The organism is Limibacillus sp. MBR-115 (genome assembly GCF_040549425.1).
GTDB lineage: Bacteria > Pseudomonadota > Alphaproteobacteria > Kiloniellales > CECT-8803 > Limibacillus > Limibacillus halophilus.
The window spans coordinates 16,790-38,634 of the sequence record NZ_JBEPTJ010000009.1; the positions used below are offsets into that span (position 1 = coordinate 16,790).

Annotated in this window: 20 protein-coding genes; 8 read left to right on the plus strand and 12 right to left on the minus strand. The window is 56.1% G+C overall.

Annotated elements, in window-relative coordinates; all coding sequences use genetic code 11:
* Positions 1-9: 9 nt before the first annotated feature.
* From lpdA to tpiA, 10 genes are all read right to left on the minus strand, one after another.
* Positions 10-1,410: a dihydrolipoyl dehydrogenase gene (gene lpdA, locus ABIE63_RS15615; RefSeq protein ID WP_354505775.1), complete on the minus strand. Its 1,401-nt coding sequence runs from the start codon at positions 1,408-1,410 to the stop codon at positions 10-12.
* Positions 1,411-1,429: 19 nt separating this feature from the next.
* Positions 1,430-2,764 (minus strand): pyruvate dehydrogenase complex dihydrolipoamide acetyltransferase, encoded by a 1,335-nt coding sequence (locus ABIE63_RS15620; RefSeq protein ID WP_354505778.1) that lies wholly within the window; start codon positions 2,762-2,764, stop codon positions 1,430-1,432.
* Positions 2,765-2,827: 63 nt separating this feature from the next.
* The gene (locus ABIE63_RS15625) at positions 2,828-4,216 is read right to left on the minus strand and encodes a pyruvate dehydrogenase complex E1 component subunit beta (protein ID WP_354505781.1); all 1,389 of its coding nucleotides are present in this window, start codon (positions 4,214-4,216) and stop codon (positions 2,828-2,830) included.
* A gap of 34 nt (positions 4,217-4,250) precedes the next feature.
* A complete protein-coding gene (gene pdhA / locus ABIE63_RS15630) occupies positions 4,251-5,333 on the minus strand; it encodes a pyruvate dehydrogenase (acetyl-transferring) E1 component subunit alpha (RefSeq protein WP_183416722.1) in 1,083 nt (360 codons plus the stop codon).
* A gap of 139 nt (positions 5,334-5,472) precedes the next feature.
* Positions 5,473-5,829: a septum formation initiator family protein gene (locus ABIE63_RS15635; protein ID WP_354505785.1), complete on the minus strand. Its 357-nt coding sequence runs from the start codon at positions 5,827-5,829 to the stop codon at positions 5,473-5,475.
* 191 nt (positions 5,830-6,020) lie between these two features.
* Positions 6,021-7,295 (minus strand): phosphopyruvate hydratase, encoded by a 1,275-nt coding sequence (gene eno, locus ABIE63_RS15640; RefSeq protein ID WP_354505788.1) that lies wholly within the window; start codon positions 7,293-7,295, stop codon positions 6,021-6,023.
* A 122-nt stretch (positions 7,296-7,417) separates the two neighbouring features.
* Positions 7,418-8,269 (minus strand): 3-deoxy-8-phosphooctulonate synthase, encoded by an 852-nt coding sequence (gene kdsA, locus ABIE63_RS15645; protein ID WP_183416720.1) that lies wholly within the window; start codon positions 8,267-8,269, stop codon positions 7,418-7,420.
* 18 nt (positions 8,270-8,287) lie between these two features.
* On the minus strand, positions 8,288-9,913 hold the full coding sequence (locus tag ABIE63_RS15650; protein ID WP_183416719.1) for a CTP synthase: 1,626 nt from the start codon (positions 9,911-9,913) through the stop codon (positions 8,288-8,290).
* Positions 9,914-10,120: 207 nt separating this feature from the next.
* Positions 10,121-10,498: a preprotein translocase subunit SecG gene (gene secG, locus ABIE63_RS15655; RefSeq protein WP_183416718.1), complete on the minus strand. Its 378-nt coding sequence runs from the start codon at positions 10,496-10,498 to the stop codon at positions 10,121-10,123.
* A gap of 120 nt (positions 10,499-10,618) precedes the next feature.
* Positions 10,619-11,362, minus strand: coding sequence for a triose-phosphate isomerase (tpiA, locus tag ABIE63_RS15660; protein WP_354505793.1), 744 nt, complete (start codon positions 11,360-11,362; stop codon positions 10,619-10,621).
* A 243-nt stretch (positions 11,363-11,605) separates the two neighbouring features.
* Here tpiA and ABIE63_RS15665 point away from each other — a divergent pair, with 243 nt between their 5' ends.
* Both ABIE63_RS15665 and trpE read left to right on the plus strand, forming a co-directional pair.
* Positions 11,606-13,513, plus strand: coding sequence for a SurA N-terminal domain-containing protein (locus tag ABIE63_RS15665; RefSeq protein WP_354505796.1), 1,908 nt, complete (start codon positions 11,606-11,608; stop codon positions 13,511-13,513).
* A 13-nt stretch (positions 13,514-13,526) separates the two neighbouring features.
* Positions 13,527-15,038 (plus strand): anthranilate synthase component I, encoded by a 1,512-nt coding sequence (trpE, locus tag ABIE63_RS15670; RefSeq protein ID WP_354505799.1) that lies wholly within the window; start codon positions 13,527-13,529, stop codon positions 15,036-15,038.
* 32 nt (positions 15,039-15,070) lie between these two features.
* Here the strand turns inward: trpE and ABIE63_RS15675 are convergent, their stop codons facing one another.
* Positions 15,071-16,105, minus strand: coding sequence for a divergent polysaccharide deacetylase family protein (locus ABIE63_RS15675; protein ID WP_354505802.1), 1,035 nt, complete (start codon positions 16,103-16,105; stop codon positions 15,071-15,073).
* Positions 16,106-16,303: 198 nt separating this feature from the next.
* Complete coding sequence (cueR, locus tag ABIE63_RS15680) at positions 16,304-16,705, minus strand: Cu(I)-responsive transcriptional regulator (protein WP_183416713.1); 402 nt, start codon at positions 16,703-16,705, stop codon at positions 16,304-16,306.
* Between the two features lie 164 nt (positions 16,706-16,869).
* Here cueR and ABIE63_RS15685 point away from each other — a divergent pair, with 164 nt between their 5' ends.
* From ABIE63_RS15685 to lexA, 6 genes are all read left to right on the plus strand, one after another.
* Positions 16,870-17,463 (plus strand): aminodeoxychorismate/anthranilate synthase component II, encoded by a 594-nt coding sequence (locus ABIE63_RS15685; RefSeq protein WP_354505806.1) that lies wholly within the window; start codon positions 16,870-16,872, stop codon positions 17,461-17,463.
* Positions 17,464-17,478: 15 nt separating this feature from the next.
* A complete protein-coding gene (gene trpD / locus ABIE63_RS15690; RefSeq protein WP_354505809.1) occupies positions 17,479-18,513 on the plus strand; it encodes an anthranilate phosphoribosyltransferase in 1,035 nt (344 codons plus the stop codon).
* Positions 18,510-19,319 (plus strand): indole-3-glycerol phosphate synthase TrpC, encoded by an 810-nt coding sequence (gene trpC / locus ABIE63_RS15695; RefSeq protein WP_354505812.1) that lies wholly within the window; start codon positions 18,510-18,512, stop codon positions 19,317-19,319. The genes trpD and trpC overlap by 4 nt, the downstream gene beginning before the upstream one ends.
* Positions 19,320-19,322: 3 nt before the next feature.
* A complete protein-coding gene (gene moaC / locus ABIE63_RS15700; protein WP_183416709.1) occupies positions 19,323-19,799 on the plus strand; it encodes a cyclic pyranopterin monophosphate synthase MoaC in 477 nt (158 codons plus the stop codon).
* Positions 19,799-21,001, plus strand: a complete 1,203-nt coding sequence (glp, locus tag ABIE63_RS15705) for a gephyrin-like molybdotransferase Glp (RefSeq protein WP_354505815.1) — start codon at positions 19,799-19,801, stop codon at positions 20,999-21,001. The genes moaC and glp overlap by 1 nt, the downstream gene beginning before the upstream one ends.
* Before the next feature lie 128 nt (positions 21,002-21,129).
* On the plus strand, positions 21,130-21,825 hold the full coding sequence (lexA, locus tag ABIE63_RS15710) for a transcriptional repressor LexA (protein ID WP_183416707.1): 696 nt from the start codon (positions 21,130-21,132) through the stop codon (positions 21,823-21,825).
* Positions 21,826-21,845: the final 20 nt, after the last annotated feature.

Genomic DNA, 21,845 nt, shown 5'->3' on the forward strand with positions numbered 1-21,845 from the left:
GGATGTGCCCTAGAAGTGGATCGCCCGACCATAGGCGTCAAGCACGGACTCATGCATCATTTCCGAAAGTGTCGGATGCGGGAAAACCGTGTGCATCAATTCTTGTTCCGTTGTCTCCAGATTCATGGCCACAACATAGCCCTGGATCAACTCAGTCACCTCCGCGCCCACCATATGTGCGCCTAGAAGCTCGCCCGTTTTCTCATCAAACACGGTCTTGACCAATCCTTGATCCTCACCCAGAGCAATTGCCTTGCCATTCGCTATGAACGGGAAGCGGCCCACTTTAACTTTATGCCCCTTCTCTTTGGCCTTGGCCTCCGTAAGGCCAACACTGGCGATCTGTGGGTGGCAATAGGTACAACCGGGTATCTTCGACTTGTCGAAGGCATGGACATTCTGGCCAGCTATCTTCTCAATACAAACGACACCCTCATGTTCTGCCTTGTGCGCCAGCATCGGCGGGCCCGCCACATCTCCGATAGCATAGACACCAGCGACATTGGTCCGCCCATAGCCATCGGTTACGACACATCCGCGGTCGGTTTTGACTCCCAAAGCCTCCAGCCCCAGATTCTCGATGTTGCCAACGACACCGACAGCGGAAATAACTTTCTCAACAGTAATTTCCTGCGTCTTACCCTTGGCGTCCTCAAGGTGACAGGTGACCGAATCCTTTGCTTTCTTGACCGAAGCCACTTTGGTTCCGGTCATAATCTTGATGCCCTGCTTTTCAAACTGCTTGCGCGCCAGGCCTGCAATCTCCGCGTCCTCTACCGGCAGCACCTGGTTCATCACCTCTACAACGGTCACTTCGGATCCCATCGTGCGGTAAAAAGAAGCAAACTCTATGCCGATTGCCCCAGATCCAATCACCAGTAGCGATTTGGGCAAGGTCTCCGGAACCATGGCCTCGAAATAGGTGAGGATTTGCTTCTTGTCAGGCTCGATACCTGGCAAAGCGCGCGGCCTGGCGCCGGTTGCAACAATGATATGTTTGGCGGCGTACTCGCCCACGGCCTTCCCGTCTTTCGATACGGAAATCTTGCCCTGACCTTGCAGGACCGCCTCACCGTCGATCACCTCGACCTTGTTCTTCTTCAAGAGGTGTCCAACGCCGCCATTCAAGCGCTTAGACACCCCCCGCGAGCGCTGCACCACGGCTTTCATATCGAAGCCGACTTTCTCTGCCGACAAGCCATAGTCCTTGGCGTGGGACATATAGTGAAAAATTTCCGCGCTCCGAAGCAAAGCTTTGGTCGGGATGCAACCCCAGTTGAGACAGATTCCACCAAGATGTTGCTTCTCTACTATCCCAACCTTCAGGCCTAGCTGCGCCCCGCGAATAGCGGTCACATAACCACCTGGACCGGCACCGATGATGAGTACGTCGAAGCTTTTCTCAGCCATGCGTCTAATTTCTCCGTTCTCAGAGCAACATCGACAGCGGGTCTTCGATCAACACCTTGAAAGCTGCCAGATACTCAGCGCCGACCGCGCCGTCCACGACACGGTGGTCGACGGAAAGAGTGCAGCTCATGACCGTACCGATGGCCAAGGCTCCGTCTTTAACCACAGCGCGCTGCTCACCGGCACCAACCGCCAGGATGCAACCCTGCGGCGGATTGATAACCGCTTCGAAGTGCTTCACGCCGAACATGCCTAAATTCGAGATGGAAAAAGTACCGCCTTGGTATTCCTCCGGGGTCAGTTTTCCATCGCGGGCTCTAACCGCCAAGTCTTTCATTGCGTTTGATATTTCGGCCAAGCCCTTACCTTCTGCAGCCTTGATGATAGGCGTTATCAAACCGGCGGGCGTTGCCACCGCAACCGATATATCCGCGTGCTTGTAATAGAGGATGCCACTTTCATCGTATGAAGCGTTGGCCGCCGGGACTTTCTTTAACGCAAGTGCCGCCGCCCGAATTACGAAGTCATTGACCGAAAGCTTATAGGCGTCAGAACGAGAGTTCAGGTCCTTACGGACCTTCAATAACTCATCCACCTGGCAATCGACTGTCAGGTAAAAATGCGGGACGGTTTGCTTCGATTCAGTCAGGCGTTTGGCAATTACCTTGCGCATGGAAGTCAGCGGCTCTTGCCTGTACTCCATTCCCAACATGTCGGCGAGTTTCTTGGCACCCGGACCGGAAGCCGTAGGCGCCGACGCTGGCGCCGTGACGGCCGTGGTAGCTGCAGCTGCAGCGGCTGCTCCTGGCTGTGCGGCCGCCGTCGTGCCACCCTTGACCGCCGCCTCGACATCCGCTTTGACGATCCGACCGTTGGGACCGCTTCCGCTGATCTTCGACAGTGTTAATCCTGCCTGTTCCGCCATGCGTTTTGCGAGGGGGCTAGCCAGAACGCGTTCCTCGCCAGCGCCACCTTTTGGCGCGCTCTGCGGTTGCGTTGCTTGCGCCGCGGGCGCCGTATCCGACTTAGAGGGGGTTGTCTCGGTCGGCTCAGGCTTCGACGGCGCTGGGCTCTCTTCGCTCCCGACACCCTCCAGGGCGGATTTATCTTCGCCCTCCTCAAGCAGGATTGCGATCACGTCGTTAACGGGAACGCCCTCTGTGCCTTCTGCCACAACAATCTTACCGACAACGCCTTCCTCGACGGCCTCAACCTCCATGGTTGCCTTGTCGGTCTCGATCTCGGCGATGACATCGCCGGAGGCGACTTCATCACCTTCCTTAACCAGCCACTTAGCCAGTTTGCCCTCTGTCATCGTGGGCGATAACGCCGGCATAAGAACCTTCACGGTCATAGTTGGTCCTCCGCGCCCTGGCCACTTCCCTTGAGAAGCCCCAGGCATATCAAAGTCCTAAAATCAATCCGCATAACAAACGGCTTTAGCGGCTGCCACAACATCCTCAGCCTGAGGTAACGCCAGTTTTTCGAGATTGGCCGCATAAGGAAGCGGCACATCCTTACCGCAAACACGTGCGACCGGGGCATCCAACCAGTCAAATGCCTGTTCCATGCAAATGGCGGCGATTTCCGACCCAATGCCACAGGGCGCCCAACCCTCCTCGACGCTAACGATTCTATTGGTCTTCTTGACCGACTGGATGATTGTTGCCGCATCGAGAGGCCGCAGACTGCGCAGGTCGATGACTTCTGCCTCAATCCCGTCTTCCGCCAGTTTCTCAGCGGCCTGCAATGCCTTGGCCACGCAAATTGCGTAGGCAACGATCGTTACGTCGCTGCCTTTGCGAACGACTTTGGCCTTACCAATCGGCACAACCCAATCGTCGCTCTTGGGAACCTCGAACGATTGCCCATAAAGTATCTCATTTTCCAAGAAGACAACGGGATCCGGATCACGAATGGCTGCCTTCAGCAACCCTTTCGCATCGGCGGCACTGTAAGGCGCCACCACCTTGATGCCGGGTATATGCGCATACCAGCTCGCATAGTCCTGCGAGTGCTGAGCGGCAACACGTGCTGCGGCACCGTTGGGACCACGGAAAACAATGGGAACGTTCACTTGACCGCCTGACATATAAAGCTGCTTTGCCGCCGAGTTGATGATGTGATCAACCGCCTGCATGGCGAAGTTCCAGGTCATGAATTCGACGATGGGTCTCAACCCGTAATAGGCCGCGCCCGTGCCCAAGCCGGCAAACCCCATCTCGGTTATAGGCGTATCAATGACACGCTTGGCCCCAAACTCCTCCAACAGCCCTTGCGTGACCTTATAAGCGCCCTGGTACTCAGCGACCTCTTCACCCATTACAAATACTTTTGAATCGGCACGCATTTCCTCGGCCATCGCGTCGCGCAAAGCCTCGCGCACGGTCAAGGTCTCGGTTTCGCCGTCCCATTCCGGTTCGGGTTCAGGATCACTGCTCTGGGCGGAAACCACCGGCGCAGGCATCGCGGCTGGCGTCGACGCTTCGGCCTCCGCTGCCGCAGCCTTTGGCGCAGCTATGGTTTCACCGCCGCCTGCGCCTTCGAGAGCACCGGCATCCTCACCTTCCTCCAGCAGCAAAGCGATAGCGGCGTTGACGGCCACACCCTCTGTTCCTTCTGCGACCAATATCTTGCCGAGCTTCCCCTCCTCGACCGCCTCCACTTCCATGGTGGCCTTGTCGGTTTCGATCTCGGCGATAACGTCGCCGGAGGAAATATCGTCCCCCTCCTTAACCAACCACTTTGCCAGCTTGCCTTCCGTCATGGTGGGCGATAGCGCCGGCATCAAAATCTCGATAGGCATCCTGCGGCCTCCCTATATCCTGTTACCGGCTGCCCTAAAGCGGCGCTGCATAAACATCTGTGTAGAGCTCAGACGGATCCGGCTCCTGGCTGTTCTGAGCGAATTCCGCGGCATCTGAGACGATATCTTTCACCTCGCGGTCGATCTTCTTCAACGCATCTTCCTCGCCGAGTTTGTTGTCCAGAATCAGCTTTTTGAGTTGATCTATCGGATCATGCTCGCTGCGCATTTTCTGAACTTCCTCGCGAGACCGATACTTCGCCGGGTCAGACATTGAATGCCCGCGATATCGATAGGTCATGACTTCGAGAATATAGGGTCCCGCGCCACCACGAACCTTCTGGATCACTTCACGTGCGACGTCACGCACTTTGATTACATCCATACCGTCGGCTTGAACGCCTGGAATGCCGTAAGCCATTCCGCGTTTATAAAGCTCGGTTGATGCAGACGCGCGCTGCACGCTGGTTCCCATGCCGTAGCGGTTGTTCTCGATTACATAGACGATCGGGATTTTCCAGAGCGCGGCCATATTAAAGGATTCGTAAACTTGCCCCTGGTTCACCGCGCCGTCACCCAAGTAGCAGAAATGAACACTGTTCTCGCCCAGATACTTTTGCGCGAAGGCTATGCCGGTGCCAATCGGTACCTGAGCGCCCACTATGCCATGGCCGCCGAAGAAGTTCTTCTCGCGGCTAAACATATGCATAGAGCCACCCTTACCCTTGGAATAGCCACCGCGCCGGCCAGTCAATTCCGCCATCACGCCCTTGGCGTCCATACCGCAAGCGAGCATGTGGCCATGGCACCGATAGGAAGCCACGACCGAATCGCTTTCCTGCATTGAGGCTTGAATACCCGTTACGACCGCTTCTTGTCCGATATAAAGGTGACAGAACCCGCCTATGAGGCCCATGCCGTACATCTGCCCGGCCTTCTCCTCGAAGCGTCGGATCAGCAGCATGTCGCGGTAATACTTCAGAAGTTCGTCGGCACTGTAATTTGTGGATCCGGCCTTTTGAGTTCGAGACTTTTGGGCCGTTGTGGCTTTGCGGCTTCGCGAACGAGTCGCTCCAGAAGCCGCCTTACTGGCGGCAGCACCACTCTTGGTCGCCATTGGCTCTCCCCGCTTTTGATTGCTGGGCGGCCGCGTCAGGGCGGTCGCGTTCCATAACAATCTCAAGGTAAGGCTAAAAACGACAAATTGCAATGAGCGTTAACTCATTGCAATTGCCGCATTTTCTTTGTTTAACTTGTTATTGGTTATCTTCGCCCGTGACCGGCTCGACAGCACTCTCGCCAGATGCTTCACCGAGCCAAACAACGGCTTCGTCACCGCCGCCATAATTGAGTAAAAGCCGTGCTCGTTCATCGAGTAAGTCGAGGTCAAGGCTCTCCGGCCTCAAGCCCGCGACCTGTGTCTCTAACTCACGTCGCTCTTTGGAAACGGCAGCCTCTTGGGCTGCAATCTGAGCCAATTCCTTATTTAGCTTCACATAAGACAGGAAACCGCGCTCACCCTGTACAGCGTGATAGCCAAAATACACCACCATACAGGCCGCGAAGGCCTGCAGTGAAACGGCGACACCCCGTTTGCGTATTTCCTGAACCATTGTCATGCCCTTATGGAATCACGAAACGACTCGGAGAACAAGTCAAAAAACTCAATGATTCCAAGAGGATTCCATTTGTTGCTCAGATAGCGCTTTGTTCTGGTTTTGGACTCTCTCTGGAACGCCATCACAACCACATCTTGTGGTTTTTGCGCGCAGTGAACACAACTCCGGATCTATCAAACGATCTATCACCGGCGCAGAGAAACGCCATTATATCGCCCTGCGCCACCTAACTCTTCCTCGATTCGAAGAAGCTGGTTGTACTTTGCAAGGCGATCAGAGCGCGACAGCGAACCAGTTTTGATCTGCCCACAGTTCGTTGCAACGGCCAGGTCGGCAATTGTCGAATCCTCGGTTTCTCCGGACCGATGCGACATGACGGCGGTAAAGCCCGCACGATGGGCGGTTTCTACGGCCTCCAATGTTTCACTTAAGGTGCCAATCTGATTGACCTTCACAAGAATCGAATTTGCCGCTGATTCGGCGATGCCCCGGCGCAGGCGCTCAGGATTGGTGACGAACAGGTCGTCTCCCACCAGCTGCACTTTAGAGCCAATTCGCCCGGTAAGGGTCTTCCATCCTTCCCAATCATCTTCGGCCATACCATCTTCTATGGATGCAATGGGGAAGATTGAACTGAGGTGCTCCAGGTATGCCGCCATTTCCCCGCCATCAAGCTTACGCCCCTCACCCGTCAGGTCGTAGAGACCATCGCGGTAAAACTCGGTCGAAGCACAATCCAACGCCAGCAAGACATCTTCGCCCGGGCGATAGCCGGCTTTCTCGATAGACTTCATAACGAAGCCCAAGACTTCCTCGGATGAGCCAATATCAGGCGCAAAGCCACCCTCGTCGCCAACATTCGTATTGTGACCCGCATCGGAAAGCTGATTGCGCAAGGAGTGAAAAACTTCGGCGCCGCAACGTAAGGCCTCGGCAAAGGATTCCTGCCCGACCGGCATAATCATGAACTCTTGAAAGTCCAAGGCATTGTCCGCATGTGCACCGCCGTTGATGATGTTCATCAAGGGAACCGGCAGTGTCCGGGCATAGGCCCCGCCAAGGTAACGATAAAGCGGCAACCCGGCCTCCTCTGCCGCAGCTTTTGCGATTGCCAAGCTGACGCCGAGGATAGCGTTGGCCCCCAAGCGGGATTTGTTTGGTGTGCTGTCGAGCTCGATCATCAACTGATCAAGGTGAACCTGCTCTTCGGCATCGTAACCCAGAAGTGCTTCACCGATCTCATCATTGACGGCCTCAACAGCTTTTAAGACCCCTTTCCCGCCATAGCGCTTCTTGTCGCCATCCCGCAATTCGACCGCTTCATGCGCACCCGTTGATGCACCCGACGGTACGGCTGCTCGACCAAAAGCCCCGCTTTCAAGCACCACATCGACTTCAACGGTCGGATTGCCTCGGGAATCCAGGATTTCGCGCGCATGAATGTCGACAATGACGGTCATCTCAGATCACAGCCTCTTTTTTGAAAGGGGTCCAAACATTGGGCGCAGGAATACCCGCTCCGCCCCCTCGGAGCAAGAACGACGGCATGAAGATGGAAGAAATTGACGCCGTTAGCGCCCGGTTAGATCCGAACGGGATTGGCTTTGGCTATAGCGTCGAGCGCCACCAAAATGGAAAGCACGCCTTCTAGCTCCTTGAGCGGTATCATATTCGGACCATCGGACGGCGCTGAATCGGGATCTTGATGTGTTTCTGCGAAAACACCGGCGACACCGACTGCGATTGCCGCTCTCGCCAATACCGGTGCGAACTCGCGCTGCCCACCCGAAGCCGAGCCCTTGCCGCCAGGTTGCTGAACTGAGTGAGTCGCGTCGAAAATCACCGGGCTGCCCGTATCACGCGCCATGATTGGTAGGCTCCGCATGTCGGCAACAAGCGTATTGTAACCAAACGACGCTCCTCGCTCCGTAACCAACACCCGGTCGTTGCCGGAACCATGGAGCTTGGCCACAACCTGGATCATGTCCCATGGAGCCAGGAATTGACCTTTTTTTACATTGATCGCAGCGCCGGTTTGCGCCGCGGCTACAAGCAAATCGGTCTGGCGGCACAGAAAAGCCGGTATCTGAAGCACATCGACCGCCTCGGCAACCGGCGCACACTGTTCGGCTGCATGGACATCGGTCAGAACCGGGCAAGCGTAAGTCGCCTTGACGTCCGCGAGAATATCAATGCCTTCGGCCATGCCGATCCCACGCACGGCCTTTAGGCTCGTGCGGTTGGCCTTGTCGAACGAGGATTTGTAAATCAAACCGATTCCCAGACGATCGGTGATCTCCTTAATCGACGCACAAGTTTCCAGCGCATGGGCCCGGCTTTCAATCGCACAGGGTCCGGCAATCAGGGTAAAGGGTCTATCATTCGCGACCTCCAGTTCCCCGATTGAAACGCGTTGCGCGGACGTGCCGGACATAATGTATCTCTTCCTGCTCTACATGAGCCTAGATTGTTCGACCGCTGCCTTGATAAAGGCAGTGAAGAGCGGATGTGGGTCGAAGGGCTTCGATTTCAACTCCGGATGAAATTGTACGCCAATAAACCAAGGATGGTCGGCCAGTTCGACAATCTCAGGTAACTCACCATCCGGTGACAAGCCGGAAAAGGTCAAACCGGAACGCTCCAACGCTTCCCGGTAATTGATATTGACCTCGTAGCGGTGGCGATGGCGTTCGGTGATCTCGCGCTCTCCGTAAATATCCAAGACCCGAGAACCGTCGCGCAGTATACAGGAATAGGCGCCAAGGCGCATCGTGCCACCCAATTCGCTGTCGTTGTCCCGTCGTTCGACCCGATTGCCACGGGTCCATTCAGTCAACAATCCAACGATCGGATCTTTTGGGGTCCCGAATTCAGATGATCCCGCGCCGGGAAAGCCTGCCAGGCTTCGCGCTGCTTCGATGACCGCCATCTGCATCCCGAAACAAATGCCGAAATAGGGGACTTGCCGCTCGCGCGCGAAACCGGCCGCCTTGATTTTGCCTTCGCTCCCCCGCTCTCCAAAACCGCCGGGGACGAGGATTCCATGCACGTCTTCCAAATGCTGGATTGCGCCGTCTTCCTCAAAAATCTCCGAATCAAGCCAGTTGATCTTGACCTTGACGTTGTTGGCAATACCGCCGTGTGTCAGGGCTTCGGCCAATGATTTATAGGAATCGATCAAACTGGTATACTTGCCGACTACGCCAATTGTCACCTCACCGTCGGGCTGGCGCACTCGCTCGACGACACCGTCCCACACTGTAAGATCAGGCTCCTTGACGTCCAATCCAAAGTGTCGGCAAACCTCCGTATCCAGTCCTTCCTCATGATAGGCCCGTGGAACTGCGTAGATGCTGTCGACGTCGAGAGCTTGAATCACTGCCTCGGGTCGCAAGTTACAGAACAAGGCGATCTTGCGCCGCTCGCCCTCGTCGATCGGCTGCTCGGTGCGGCAAACTAAAACCTCCGGACGAATACCGACGGATTGCAGTTCCTTCACGGAGTGCTGAGTTGGCTTCGTCTTCAATTCACCTGCGGTCTTGATATAGGGCAAGAGGGTCAGGTGAATGAATAAAGCCCGTTCGCGCCCCAGCTCGTTGCCAAGCTGTCGGATCGCCTCGAGAAACGGTAAACCTTCGATGTCGCCGACGGTTCCGCCGATCTCGCAAACGATAAAATCCTCATCGTCAATATCGCCGAGAACGAACTCTTTGATGGCATCTGTTACATGAGGAATGACCTGTACCGTTGCGCCGAGATAATCGCCGCGGCGCTCTCGGGCGATCACCTTCGAGTAAATCTGACCAGTGGTGACATTGTCGCTCTTGCGTCCAGGAACACCGGTGAAGCGTTCGTAGTGACCGAGGTCGAGGTCCGTCTCAGCTCCGTCATCGGTCACGTAAACCTCACCATGCTGGGTGGGGCTCATCGTACCGGGGTCGACGTTCAGGTAGGGGTCAAGTTTACGCAGCCGAACCTTAAAGCCTCGAGCCTGCAACAGCGCGCCCAGCGCTGCCGAACAAAGACCCTTACCCAAGGAGGAGACCACGCCGCCAGTTATGAATATGAATCGCGCCATGGAAGGACACTATCGGGCCTAAACCCCTGCAGGGCAAGCCTCGCCTCTCTACTTGTTAACCAAAGCATTCTCTTTTGTGGAAGCGAACGCCTAACACATTGAAACTAGGCCAATTCCAATTTTTAGAACCAACCCCGGCAATTAACGACAGTCAGCAAAACGCCGGGGCAGACAACCACCCCGGCGCGACTCGGCACTTCCGGTATCTTACTGCACCGGAACTTGCGAACTGCCACCTTCCTGACCACCAGCCGGAGCTCCCTCGGCAGGGACACTTTCCAGCGGACGCAACGGCTGTAGATCACTACCACCGCCTAAGTTATCTAGGATTGATCGCTGCTCGCCGCCGCCGCCAGAGAGAATTGTCAGCGCAATGCTTGTCATCATGAAGGCAGCCGCCAGAACGGCGGTAGAACGCGTTAAAAGGTTTGCGGTACCGCGGCCGGTCAAAAATCCGCCACCGCCGCCGCCGCCGCCACCGCTGCCACCGATACCCAATCCGCCGCCTTCGCTGCGTTGGAGCAACACGACGATGATTAGGGCCAGGGTGATCAGCAGATGTATTACAAGAATGATCGAGAACATGAGCCCAACGCTTCTCTTCAATAGTTACAAGGCCGCGCAGCCTAAAATCGGAGGCGGTCTCCATCTCCTCTCTAGGTAAGGAGTGTTCGGCGGGTATTTAACCGCTTTGACCGCCGATTGCTAGGGGCAAGCCTGCGCAATAGCCCAAAAATCTTCGGCAACAAGACTAGCGCCACCAACCAACGCGCCATCTACGTCTAGTAACTGCAGCAGTTCACCTGCATTTGCCGGCTTTACCGAACCGCCATAGAGAATTCGGCAACGCGCAGCATAATCAGCACCCCGCACCTCGCCCGTGACCTTCCGAATGGCCTCATGCATACGTGCAACGTCTTCTGGCGTCGCACTTCGCCCTGTGCCGATTGCCCATACCGGCTCATACGCCAGCACAGCCTCTCCGTCGTCTGGCAATGAACCTCGAATTTGATCGGCCACACAGGCCTCGGCCTGCCCCGCTTCCCGTTCTTCCAAGCTTTCACCAACGCAGATCACCGGTATCATTCCCGCTGCCTGGGCGGCACGGGCTTTTTGTCGTACCACTGTATTGCTCTCGGCATGATCGTTGCGCCGCTCTGAGTGGCCGACAATCACAAACCGGCATCCCAGATCCGCGAGCATCGCAGCAGAGATATCGCCTGTATGCGCGCCCTTCGGTTCACAATGGCAATCCTGCCCACCCAACGCTATGCCCGAACCCGAAAGCAACGTAGCCAGCGGTGAAATCAGCGTCGCTGGCGGTGCTATCAACAAATCACAGTTCACGGAATTGGTAGCTTGTAAATTGACTAATGCTTCCGCCAGAGCGGTCCCTTCTGCCAGAAGTCCGTTCATTTTCCAGTTTCCGGCAATAAGTTTGCGTCGCATGGCTCAAACCCTTCGTACTGTCATGTTCGGCAAACGAGGTAGCACAGCGATAGGTCCAAAGCCAGTACACTACCGGCGTTGAATCTTTGCTTGTTGCCGGGTTAGCTTGGCCTCACTAAGATGCGCGCCGGTCGGTCCACAGGATAGTCCCGATGGGGGATCGCCAGCTAGGTGAAGGCTATACTGCGGTAACAAAAGCTGAACCGGCGGCTTGGGCAGAAGATAAGAAAGGACCTCTCCTCGATGCTCATGAAAATGCGCAGCAAGGGTGCGAAATTCGTAACCTTTATACTGTTTGGGCTTTTGATCCTCAGTTTCGTGGTCTGGGGCATTGGCGATATCTTCCGCACCGTCGGCGTCGATACCACAGTGGTAACGGTCGGCGACCGTGAGGTGACGCAGCAGGAGTTCGCAACCAATCTGCAGCAAGAGGTACGTCGAACGCAGCAGGCCCTGGGCCGTACAATCGGCCAGGAGGAGATTCAGACCTTTGGACTGGCACAGCGTGCGTTGGATCGTATTGTTACCCAAGCTGTGTTCGATTCACTGGCCGATGATTTGGGTATGACCGTAAGTGAAGCGCAGATCGAGGAGCGTTTGCGGAACGATCCAAACTTCAAGGGGCCTGATGGAAAGTTCGATCCCAACATCGTACGTAGTGCTTTACGGGCGAACAACCTTTCGGAATCTGGATTTGTCCGCAGTCTTAGCGATGGCACCAAACGTCAGCAGGTCCTTGATTCGAGCATGTCCGCGGTCAAGCTTCCCGGTTTTGTAGCCGAGCGCCTGTTCGCCTATGAAGAAGAGAAACGCGTCGGGCGCTACGTTGTCGTTTACAACAACAGCTTTGTTGATGTGCCAGACCCCGATGAAGTCACGTTCCAGAGCTACTACAACGACAACAAGCAGTCCTTTCTGTCGCCTGAATACCGATCTGCGACAATCATCCGCTTTACTGCTGAGGATTTGGTCGACGAAGTCAGCGTGACCGAGGAGGCGCTGTTGGCGGCCTACGAGGAACGCCGCGAGGAATTCAACGACCCGGAAAAACGCAGCATCACTCAGCTTGTCGTTCCCGATAACGAGACGGCCGATAAAGTCCTCGCGCTAGTCGAAAACGGTAAGACTCTGGAGGAAGCCGCAACCGAATTGGCAGTCGGAACACCGGTCACTCTAGGTGAGATCGTGCCAGGTGAACTGCCGGAGAATCTGGAGAAAACGGCATACGCGCTTCGGAATGGAGAGGTCGGCGGTCCCGCAGAATCGCCTCTTGGATTTCATATCGTGCGCGTCGACAACATCGTACCGGGTGTGCAACGCGGTTTCGAAGAGGTCCGCGATCAAGTTGAACGTGACCTCCGGCTTCGCGAAGCCGTCGATACGCTGGTTTCCATCGCAAACTCGCTGGATGATACGCTCGCCTCGGGTGCGAGTTTGGAGGATGCGGCCCGTGATTTGAACCTACCGATCGAAAGCTTCGATGCGATCGACCGTTTCGGCAGGGATCGTGATCAAGAACCGATTGCGTTCCTTGAACCACGCAATCGAATCGTAGGCACCGTTTTCGAAACCAACGCCAATGAAGAAAGCATTGTCACGGATACCGGTGACAACGGCTATTACGTCGTGCGCGTCAACGGCATCACACCCCAGGCCGAGCAACCGCTGGACGCTGTCCGTGAGCAGGTCCTGCGGGCATGGAAACGCCAAGAACGGGAGCGCCTTGCCGAAGAGCTTGCCAAGGCGATTGTCGCAAAGGTTCAAGAAGGAGTAACCCTTGATGCCGCGATCAAGGCTGTCGATGCACCCGACACCGCCAATCTGGCGGTAGAGGAAACATCCCCCGTCAAGCGTGACGAGCGAAGCGGTGAGAAAGTGCCATCCCCGCAGTTCACCCGCAGCCTATTTTCCCTTGCACCGGGAGACACTGAAACGACACAAGGGCAACTCAGTCAGATTGTCGTTCAATTGAAGGAGGTCATGCCGGCTGACCCGCAAAGCGGGACGGCTGACCTCGAAGCCATCGAGGCCGCAACCGCCATTGATATGGAAGGGGATTTGTTCGTACAGCTTATGGGCGCCTTGCGGCAACACTACGGCGTTAGTGTCAACCAGCAGCAGGTCAATCACTTGCTTTCGAATTACTTCTGAAGGTCTTAACCCGATGACTGCCGCCACCACGCCCGAAGATTTCTACAAAGCCTACGACGACGGCAGACCTCAGGTCTTATCTCTAACGTTGATGGCCGACTTGGAGACACCGGTTTCCGCATTCATAAAGCTGACCGACGGGCAACGGTACCGCTGTTTGTTTGAGTCGGTCGAGGGCGGCAAGACGATCGGGCGCTATTCCTTTATCGGGTTGAAACCCGATGTGATCTGGCGCTGCAAGGACGGCAAGGCGGAAGTCAACCGTAATGCCCGTGCCATGCCTGATGCTTTTGAGTCCGTCACGGAAGATGCGCTGGCCAGCCTGCGCGGATTGATCGACGAGAGCCGCATTACCCTGCCCGAAGGGTTCCCGCCAATGGCCTCCGCTCTGATCGGGTACTTCGGCTATGACATGATCCGGCTTTTCGAGCGCATTCCGGCGACAAACAAGGATGTTCTGGGGGTTCCAGATTCCTTGTTTCTGAGGCCGACGATCGTGGCCGTTTTCGACCGACTCGAAGATCGTATCACGGTTTTCACACCGGTTTGGCCGAATGCGGGCATCAACGGTGCCCAGGCCTTTGCAGAAGCACAAACCCGGTTGAACGAGGTTGCATCCGACTTTGAGCGCTCGCTTCATGATCGGCGTATGCCGGTTGTCGGCGCAGCAACATCGCTTCCCGAACCAAAGGCCAATATGGCGCGAACGGCATACCATGCCATGGTGGAGAAGGCGAAAGAGTACATCCTGGCCGGCGATATATTCCAGGTCGTGCCATCTCAACGCTTTGCGCTGCCGTTCGACCTACCGCCCCTGAGCCTTTATCGGTCTCTGCGACGGCTTAACCCCTCGCCTTTCCTGTTCTTCTTGGAACTCGATGACCTCGCGATCGTCGGTTCAAGCCCCGAGATTCTTGTCAGGTTACGTGGGCCGCAGGTCACGATACGACCCATCGCCGGAACCCGCCGTAGAGGCCAGACGCCGGAGGAAGACAAAGCGCTCGCTGCAGACCTTCTGAGTGATCCCAAGGAACTGGCGGAGCATCTGATGTTGCTAGATCTAGGACGCAACGACGTCGGTCGTGTCGCAGAGATTGGCAGCGTGAAGGTGACTGAACGAAATACTATCGAGTATTACAGCCACGTCATGCACATCGTATCCAACGTCATCGGCAAACTGAACCCGAACCACGATGCCTTGGATGCCTTGGCTGCCGGTTTCCCTGCCGGCACTGTGTCGGGTGCACCGAAGGTTCGCGCGATGGAGATCATCGAGGAGTTGGAGCAAGAGCGCCGCGGCATCTATGCGGGCGCTGTCGGCTATTTCGGCGCCAATGGCGATATGGATACTTGCATCGCCCTCCGGACAGCCGTGATCAAGGGCGGCACAATGTACGTTCAGGCTGGCGGCGGAGTCGTGGCGGATAGCGATCCTGAGGCGGAATACCAAGAAAGCTGCAACAAGGCCCGCGCTTTGATTCGCGCGGCGGAAGAAGCTGTGGCCTTCGCTAAGAACCGCGGATGAGGCTCTAAAGCACCCTTTCCGCTCCTAGCCGTTCAACCAACGCCTTCCAAACGCCTAGCAATCACGCTGATCGGCACGATATCAAAGCCCCTTGCCCTTGCTATCGGAAGCCAGGCACGTATTACGTCCAGCGTGAATGTCTGGGGATGGCCTATCCCAATGGCGAACCCCTTTGCCTTCGCGCGCTGCTCCAACAGAGCGAGTTGGCGCCTCACCTCCTCAGATGTCGGGATGTGATCCAGAAAGATGTCCCGCTCCAGCACGGTCAAGCCCACCCGTCGAGCCTCTGCTGCCGCCACACTGCTACCGGTGGTCATGGAATCCAGAAAGATTAGACCACGCTTGCGCAGCGCAAGCGCGACCCGTCGCATGCCAACTCTGTTTCGGGTAAAGCGGCTACCCATATGATTGTTGAGCCCAACGAACCCTTTGAAACGATTGAGACCCCATTCAAGGCGTCGATCCAATTCCGTCTCCGACAATCCAACCATAAGAGCATTTGGACCCGGGTCGTTGCGCTTCAAATCATCGGGCTCCATTGGAAAATGCAGCAGCAATTCATGCCCACGCCCTAGCGCTTGCTGAGACAATTCCTCAAGGTTGTCCGCATAGGTCATAAACGCCAATGTCAGCGGTGCTGGCATTTCCACAGCCATTTTGGCGCCCCTGTGGTTTACGCCAACATCGTCGATAACAATAGCGATCCAAGGTTTGGTCGGATCCGCGTCATAACTGACCGCAAATTGTTTCCAGCTATCTAGCGCGCCATTGGTTACGGTCGGCGAATGCTGTTTTTCCGAAGGTCTTGCTGGCTGCACCAAGTCTCCGGGTTCCAGAGGTAAGGCCGCCGATACCTTAAGGGTATTCAACATGCCATCCGATGGCGGGATCAATGGAAGCGGGAATGGCACATCGAGCGCCGTACCGCGGGACACTTCAATCGGATTTGAGCTTTGCACCGGAGCCTGCATCAACACCTTCACCCGCAAGTCCTGCGCCGTGTGAGATGGTCCAAATGGCACCGAAATGAAAAAGCCCGCAAGCCAAACAAGCTTTAAATAAGCCATCGGCTTATTTGACGCTCCAGTTTCTCTGCTAGGCTTCTGACATGGCTCTTCCGTGTCCAGGATCGAAATCGGCACACTGCCAGTAGTATGCTCGTGTCGTGCCGCGCCACGATACTTGGTGTGCTCCACCCTTGCCCCCTCCGGTCAAATCGCTCCCGATTCGCGGAGGAATTATATCATGCCTAGGCCGCAAGTCCTTCAAGCGTCGCTGGTTTTTCCCTCAAGGCCTTCCAGGATTGGGCAATCTGGGCGGTCATCTCCGTGGCAATTCTCCATCAGGTGCGACAGAGTGCCTCGAATCGACCGCAATTCCGCGATCTTTTCATCAATTCTCCGCAGATGTTCTGCCGCCACTTGCTTCACTTGCGCACTGTTGCGATCGCGATCATTCCACAGCGCAAGCAAATCCTCCACCTGAGCTACGGTGAATCCCAGACCCCGCGCCCTTGAAATAAATCGCAGGGTTTCCAACTCATGATGACCATAATCCCGATACCCGCTAATTGTGCGAGATGCTGCATCGATGAGGCCAATTTCTTCGTAATAGCGAATTGTCTTTGACGGAACGCCAGTACGTCGTGAAACCTCGCCTATTCGCATGTCCGTGGTTCCTTTGCCGAAAAGAACATCAACCATTCAAGATACGATATCTGGCTTCCAGTAGCTGGAAGGTCAAGGGTTCTTTCCACGGCCCTGAAATCGCTGCTATAAAGGCAGACCCGAACCGGATTTGAGCCGGAAACACTTCTCTATAAGGCATTGTTATGTTTGCGCTGATAGATAACTACGACAGCTTCACCTATAACCTCTTCCACTTCCTGGGAGAACTTGGGGCTGAAGTTCGCGTATGGCGCAACGATGCTATTACGGTAAAGGACCTTGCCGCCATCAAGCCGCAAGGGATCATCTTATCGCCGGGCCCTTGTGACCCTGATAAAGCAGGCATTTGCCTAGAGGTTGTCAAACAACTGGGCGACAAGGTGCCGTTATTGGGCGTGTGTCTCGGGCACCAGGCCATAGGGCAGGCTTATGGCGGCCAGGTCGTGCGGGCCGCTGTTCCGATGCATGGGAAGCTCAGCAGTATATCGCACGAGAGCAACGGCGTGTTTTCCGGGTTGCCGTCTCCCTTCGCCGCGACACGATACCATTCGCTAACGGTTGAGCGGACATCGCTCCCCGAGGTTCTAGAGGTGACAGCGGAGACCGAAGACGGCCTCATCATGGGGCTTCAACACCGGGACTTACCAGTACATGGCGTGCAGTTCCATCCGGAATCGATTGCCTCGGAGCATGGCTACAAACTACTGGGCAATTTCCTGCGCCTTGCCGGACACAACGCCGTACGTGACGTCGCCTGACAAGGATACGAGAGCATGCCAGCAAGCAGCAATGACCTGAAACCGCTCATTGCGCGTGTGGCCGATGGCCACAGCCTGAGTGAAACCGAAGCTGAATCGGCCTTTGACATTATGATGTCTGGCGCCGCTACCCCTACCCAAATCGGCGGCTTTCTAATGGCGCTTCGTGTTCGGGGCGAAACAGTACCGGAGATTACCGGTGCGGCACGCGCCATGCGCGCGAAGATGGATCGTATCGTCGCACCACCGGAATCTCTGGATACCTGCGGCACGGGTGGCGACGGCAAGGGAACACTCAATATCTCAACAGCGATTGCCTTCGTCGTGGCGGCTTGCGGCGTCCCCGTCGCTAAGCACGGAAATCGAGCTGCGTCATCGAAGAGCGGTGCCTCCGATGTGCTGACGGCATTGGGCGTCAACATCGATGCCGACAAGACTAAGGTTGAAAAGGCACTCAAGCAGGCAGGAACGGCATTTCTCGCAGCGCCGCGTTATCACAGTGCCATGCGGCACGTTGGCCCATCACGGGCTGAATTGGGGACGCGGACGATCTTTAATCTGCTCGGTCCACTCTGCAACCCGGCGGGCGTGAAACGCCAGGTAATTGGCGTATTCTCACCCGATTGGGTCCTGCCATTGGCGCAAGTTCTACGGGAACTTGGGAGCGAAGCCGCATGGGTTGTTCATGGTGATTCCGGCCTCGACGAGCTCTCGATCACCGGGCCGACCCAAGTTGCGGAACTCAAGGACGGCAATATCCGCGAATTCCAAGTCACGCCAGAAGACGCGGGATTATCACGTAGCCCGCTGGAAACTATTCTTGGTGGAACCGGAGAAGATAACGCGAAAGCCCTCTCCTCCTTACTCGCTGGCGAGAAGAGCGCCTACCGGGATATCGTCCTCCTCGGTAGCGCAGCGGCACTCCTCGTTGCCGGAAAGGTCGACGATCTCAAGTCGGGTGCTACGAAGGCCGCGGCCGCTATCGATAGCGGCAAAGCCGCAGCCGTTCTCAAGCAGATGGCGGAAATAAGCCGGGAGGGCGCCGAGTGAGCGACGTACTGACAAAGATTTGCGCTGATAAAACCAAGCATATTGCGGCAATGAAGGCCCAAAACAACCTGGCTTCCTTGGAAGCGAAGGCAAAGGCCCATTCAGCACCTCGGGGGTTTGCAAAGGCTCTCGCCAAGGCGGCGGCGACGCATGGTTACGGGTTGATTTGTGAAATTAAGAAGGCCTCTCCCTCCAAAGGGCTTATCCGGGCCGACTTCGATCCCTGTTCGTTGGCAAAAGCTTATGAGGAGGGTGGCGCCACCTGCCTTTCGGTGCTGACCGACGAACCCTATTTCCAAGGCGCTGATCATTACCTTGAGGAAGCGCGGACGGCTACAAATCTCCCGGCGCTCCGCAAAGATTTCATGCTCGACCCCTATCAGATCGTCGAATCGCGCGCGCTTGGCGCAGATTGCGTCCTGCTGATAATGGCTGCTCTGGAAGACGCTCAGGCCGAGGAACTGGAAACGACAGCCATCGAATTTGGCATGGATGTCCTGCTTGAGGTTCATGATCGCACCGAGTTGGACCGCGCCTTGGCGTTACAATCGCCGCTGATTGGTATTAACAACCGAAACCTCAAAACCCTGGAGGTTGATCTCGCAACGACGGAGCAGCTGGCCCCAAACGTGCCGAGTGACAGGTATTTGATATGTGAAAGCGGGCTTTACAGCACACAAGACCTGAACCGCATGACTGCTGTCGGAGCCACCGCGTTCTTGATCGGCGAATCTTTGATGCGCCAACCTGACGTTATAGCGGCAACCCGGGCGCTGGTGCCCCAGTCCCTCTCTGAAAGCGCCTGAATCATGAGTGATTTCACGCATTTTGATAGTGACGGCAAGGCAATCATGGTCGATGTGTCCGGTAAGGCCGCGACAGAACGAAGCGCCACCGCACGAGGATCTATCGTCATGGCGCCCGCAACCTTTGAACTTGTGCGCGGCGGCGGAATGAAAAAAGGCGATGTCCTGTCCGTTGCTCGTCTCGCCGGAATTATGGGGGCGAAGCGAACACCGGACCTTATTCCGCTTTGCCACCCTTTGAGCCTCAGTTCCGTGAAGGTAGACCTAACACTCAACGAAGAAAAACAGGCAATCGATGTAACGGCAACCTGCAAGCTAGTCGGACAAACCGGCGTCGAAATGGAAGCGCTGACCGCAGTCAGTGTGGCTTGTCTGACCGTCTATGACATGTGCAAGGCCGTGGATAAGGCCATGATCATTAGTGATATAAGACTAGTTCATAAATCTGGCGGAAAATCTGGCACTTATGAGGCGTCTTAATGATTTCTGTTGAAGAAGCGCAGGCGCGCATTCTCAAGGAGTTTGCGGCTACCTCCGCGGAAATAGTCACACTTTCCGACAGTCTGGGCAGGGTCTTGGCTGACGACCTGGAGTCTCGCCGTACCCAACCCCCCATGGACGTATCCGCAATGGATGGTTACGCAGTGCACGCAAGCGATGTGCTTCACGTGCCGACAACATTGAAGGTTACAATGGAGATTCCGGCCGGGAGCCTGCCACCGCAAGCGTTGGCTGCCGGCGAAGCGGCGCGTATCTTTACCGGCGCTCCCCTCCCGCCAGGCGCCGATAGCGTGGTCATCCAGGAGGACACTGAAGCAGCGGAAGACGAAGTCACGATCCTGGAGACCGCAAAACGCGGCGCCTATGTAAGGCGCGCCGGATTAGACTTTCGGGAGGGCGAGGTCAAGCTCAGGGCCGGCACGCGCCTTGGTGCCCGTGAAATCGGTCTTGCCGCCGCCATGAATAGGCCATGGCTGCCGCTTCGCAGACGCCCACGGATCGCGCTTCTGGCAACGGGCGATGAAGTCGTGATGCCAGGTGATCCTATTCGAGGAAATCAGATTGTCAGCTCCAACGTCCTGGCGCTCGCAGCCTTGATTGAGCAGGCTGGCGGCGTCGCAGTCAATTTGGGTATCGCGGCGGACCGGGAAGACGCTCTGGATAATTTACGTGACCGCGCGCGCGGCTGTGATCTTTTGATTACGACAGGCGGGGCTTCCGTCGGCAAACATGATCTCGTTCAGTCGGCCCTGCAGCGGTCCGATCTATCGCTTGATTTCTGGAAGATAGCGATGCGTCCCGGCAAGCCGCTGATGTTTGGCAGATGGCCTGAATTACCCGTACTGGGCTTGCCCGGCAACCCGGTTTCCAGCCTCGTATGCGGATATCTTTTCTTGCTGCCGATTATGGCCAAGCTCTTGGGCGCTCCCGATATCGCCCTGAGCGAGGAAACGGGATTGCTCGAGCACGGTTTGAAAGAGAATGACCGACGCCAGGATTACCTGCGCGCTCTTTTTGTCGAACCTGACGGAAATGGCCCCAAGCTCAAAGTTTTTGAACGGCAGGACAGTTCGATGCTGGCTACGCTACAACACGCGGATGCCTTGATCATACGCCGCCCGCAAGCCAGAGCGGCCAAGGCCGGTGAGACCTGCTCCTTCCTTCGCCTGCCCCGGCCATAATGCGCGCGCATCCTTTGGCTCACGACTGGCAACAGTCATAAAAATGCTTGACCGGCGCAATGGAACTAAACTAGAACATTTATAACGTTTCTATTTTGTTCTTGTCTTGCCTGAACGGGGAATGCGCGATGTTGACGCGGAAACAACGGGAACTACTACTCTACATTCACGGTCATCTATCCGAGAATGGTGTTTCCCCCTCCTTCGATGAAATGAAGGACGCGCTGGGTCTCAAATCCAAGTCTGGCATTCACCGTTTGATCAGCGGATTGGAGGAACGTGGCTTTATTCGGCGGTTAGCCCATAGGGCCCGCGCAATTGAAGTACTGCGTTTGCCAGAAGACCATGATCAGTCACATGACCTTGGCCATGATACAAATGTCATCCATGGTGTGTTCGGACGCGTACAACGCCTGCCCTCACTGGCGGGCGACGGCAGCAATCGCCAACTACCATTGTACGGCCGGATCGCGGCAGGTACACCGATCGAAGCGTTGCGCGATACCAGCAACTTCGTCGATGTCCCAGCAACCATGTTGGGCAATCGCGCGGAATACTATGCGCTGGAGGTTGAAGGCGATTCGATGATCGAGGCAGGTATCTTCGACGGCGATACGGTGATCATCGAAAGGTGTGAAACGGCAGAGAACGGCGCGATCGTCGTAGCCTTGGTCGATGATGGCGAGGTCACCTTGAAACGGATCAGAAGGCGCGGCCAGTCAATCGCATTGGAACCAGCCAACAAGAGTTATGAAACCCGAATCTTCCCGCCCGACCGCGTTCAAGTTCAAGGCAAACTCGTGGGGCTGTTAAGGCGCTATTGAGTGGTGTACTGCAGCTAGCA

Coding starts and splice junctions, on each gene's coding strand:
- lpdA (WP_354505775.1), bottom strand. CDS start 1,410: ATGGCTGAGAAAAGCTTCGACGTACTCATCATCGGTGCCGGTCCAGGT.
- ABIE63_RS15620 (WP_354505778.1), bottom strand. CDS start 2,764: ATGACCGTGAAGGTTCTTATGCCGGCGTTATCGCCCACGATGACAGAG.
- ABIE63_RS15625 (WP_354505781.1), bottom strand. CDS start 4,216: ATGCCTATCGAGATTTTGATGCCGGCGCTATCGCCCACCATGACGGAA.
- pdhA (WP_183416722.1), bottom strand. CDS start 5,333: ATGGCGACCAAGAGTGGTGCTGCCGCCAGTAAGGCGGCTTCTGGAGCG.
- ABIE63_RS15635 (WP_354505785.1), bottom strand. CDS start 5,829: ATGGTTCAGGAAATACGCAAACGGGGTGTCGCCGTTTCACTGCAGGCC.
- eno (WP_354505788.1), bottom strand. CDS start 7,295: ATGACCGTCATTGTCGACATTCATGCGCGCGAAATCCTGGATTCCCGA.
- kdsA (WP_183416720.1), bottom strand. CDS start 8,269: ATGTCCGGCACGTCCGCGCAACGCGTTTCAATCGGGGAACTGGAGGTC.
- ABIE63_RS15650 (WP_183416719.1), bottom strand. CDS start 9,913: ATGGCGCGATTCATATTCATAACTGGCGGCGTGGTCTCCTCCTTGGGT.
- secG (WP_183416718.1), bottom strand. CDS start 10,498: ATGTTCTCGATCATTCTTGTAATACATCTGCTGATCACCCTGGCCCTA.
- tpiA (WP_354505793.1), bottom strand. CDS start 11,362: ATGCGACGCAAACTTATTGCCGGAAACTGGAAAATGAACGGACTTCTG.
- ABIE63_RS15665 (WP_354505796.1), top strand. CDS start 11,606: ATGCTCATGAAAATGCGCAGCAAGGGTGCGAAATTCGTAACCTTTATA.
- trpE (WP_354505799.1), top strand. CDS start 13,527: ATGACTGCCGCCACCACGCCCGAAGATTTCTACAAAGCCTACGACGAC.
- ABIE63_RS15675 (WP_354505802.1), bottom strand. CDS start 16,105: ATGGCTTATTTAAAGCTTGTTTGGCTTGCGGGCTTTTTCATTTCGGTG.
- cueR (WP_183416713.1), bottom strand. CDS start 16,705: ATGCGAATAGGCGAGGTTTCACGACGTACTGGCGTTCCGTCAAAGACA.
- ABIE63_RS15685 (WP_354505806.1), top strand. CDS start 16,870: ATGTTTGCGCTGATAGATAACTACGACAGCTTCACCTATAACCTCTTC.
- trpD (WP_354505809.1), top strand. CDS start 17,479: ATGCCAGCAAGCAGCAATGACCTGAAACCGCTCATTGCGCGTGTGGCC.
- moaC (WP_183416709.1), top strand. CDS start 19,323: ATGAGTGATTTCACGCATTTTGATAGTGACGGCAAGGCAATCATGGTC.
- glp (WP_354505815.1), top strand. CDS start 19,799: ATGATTTCTGTTGAAGAAGCGCAGGCGCGCATTCTCAAGGAGTTTGCG.
- lexA (WP_183416707.1), top strand. CDS start 21,130: ATGTTGACGCGGAAACAACGGGAACTACTACTCTACATTCACGGTCAT.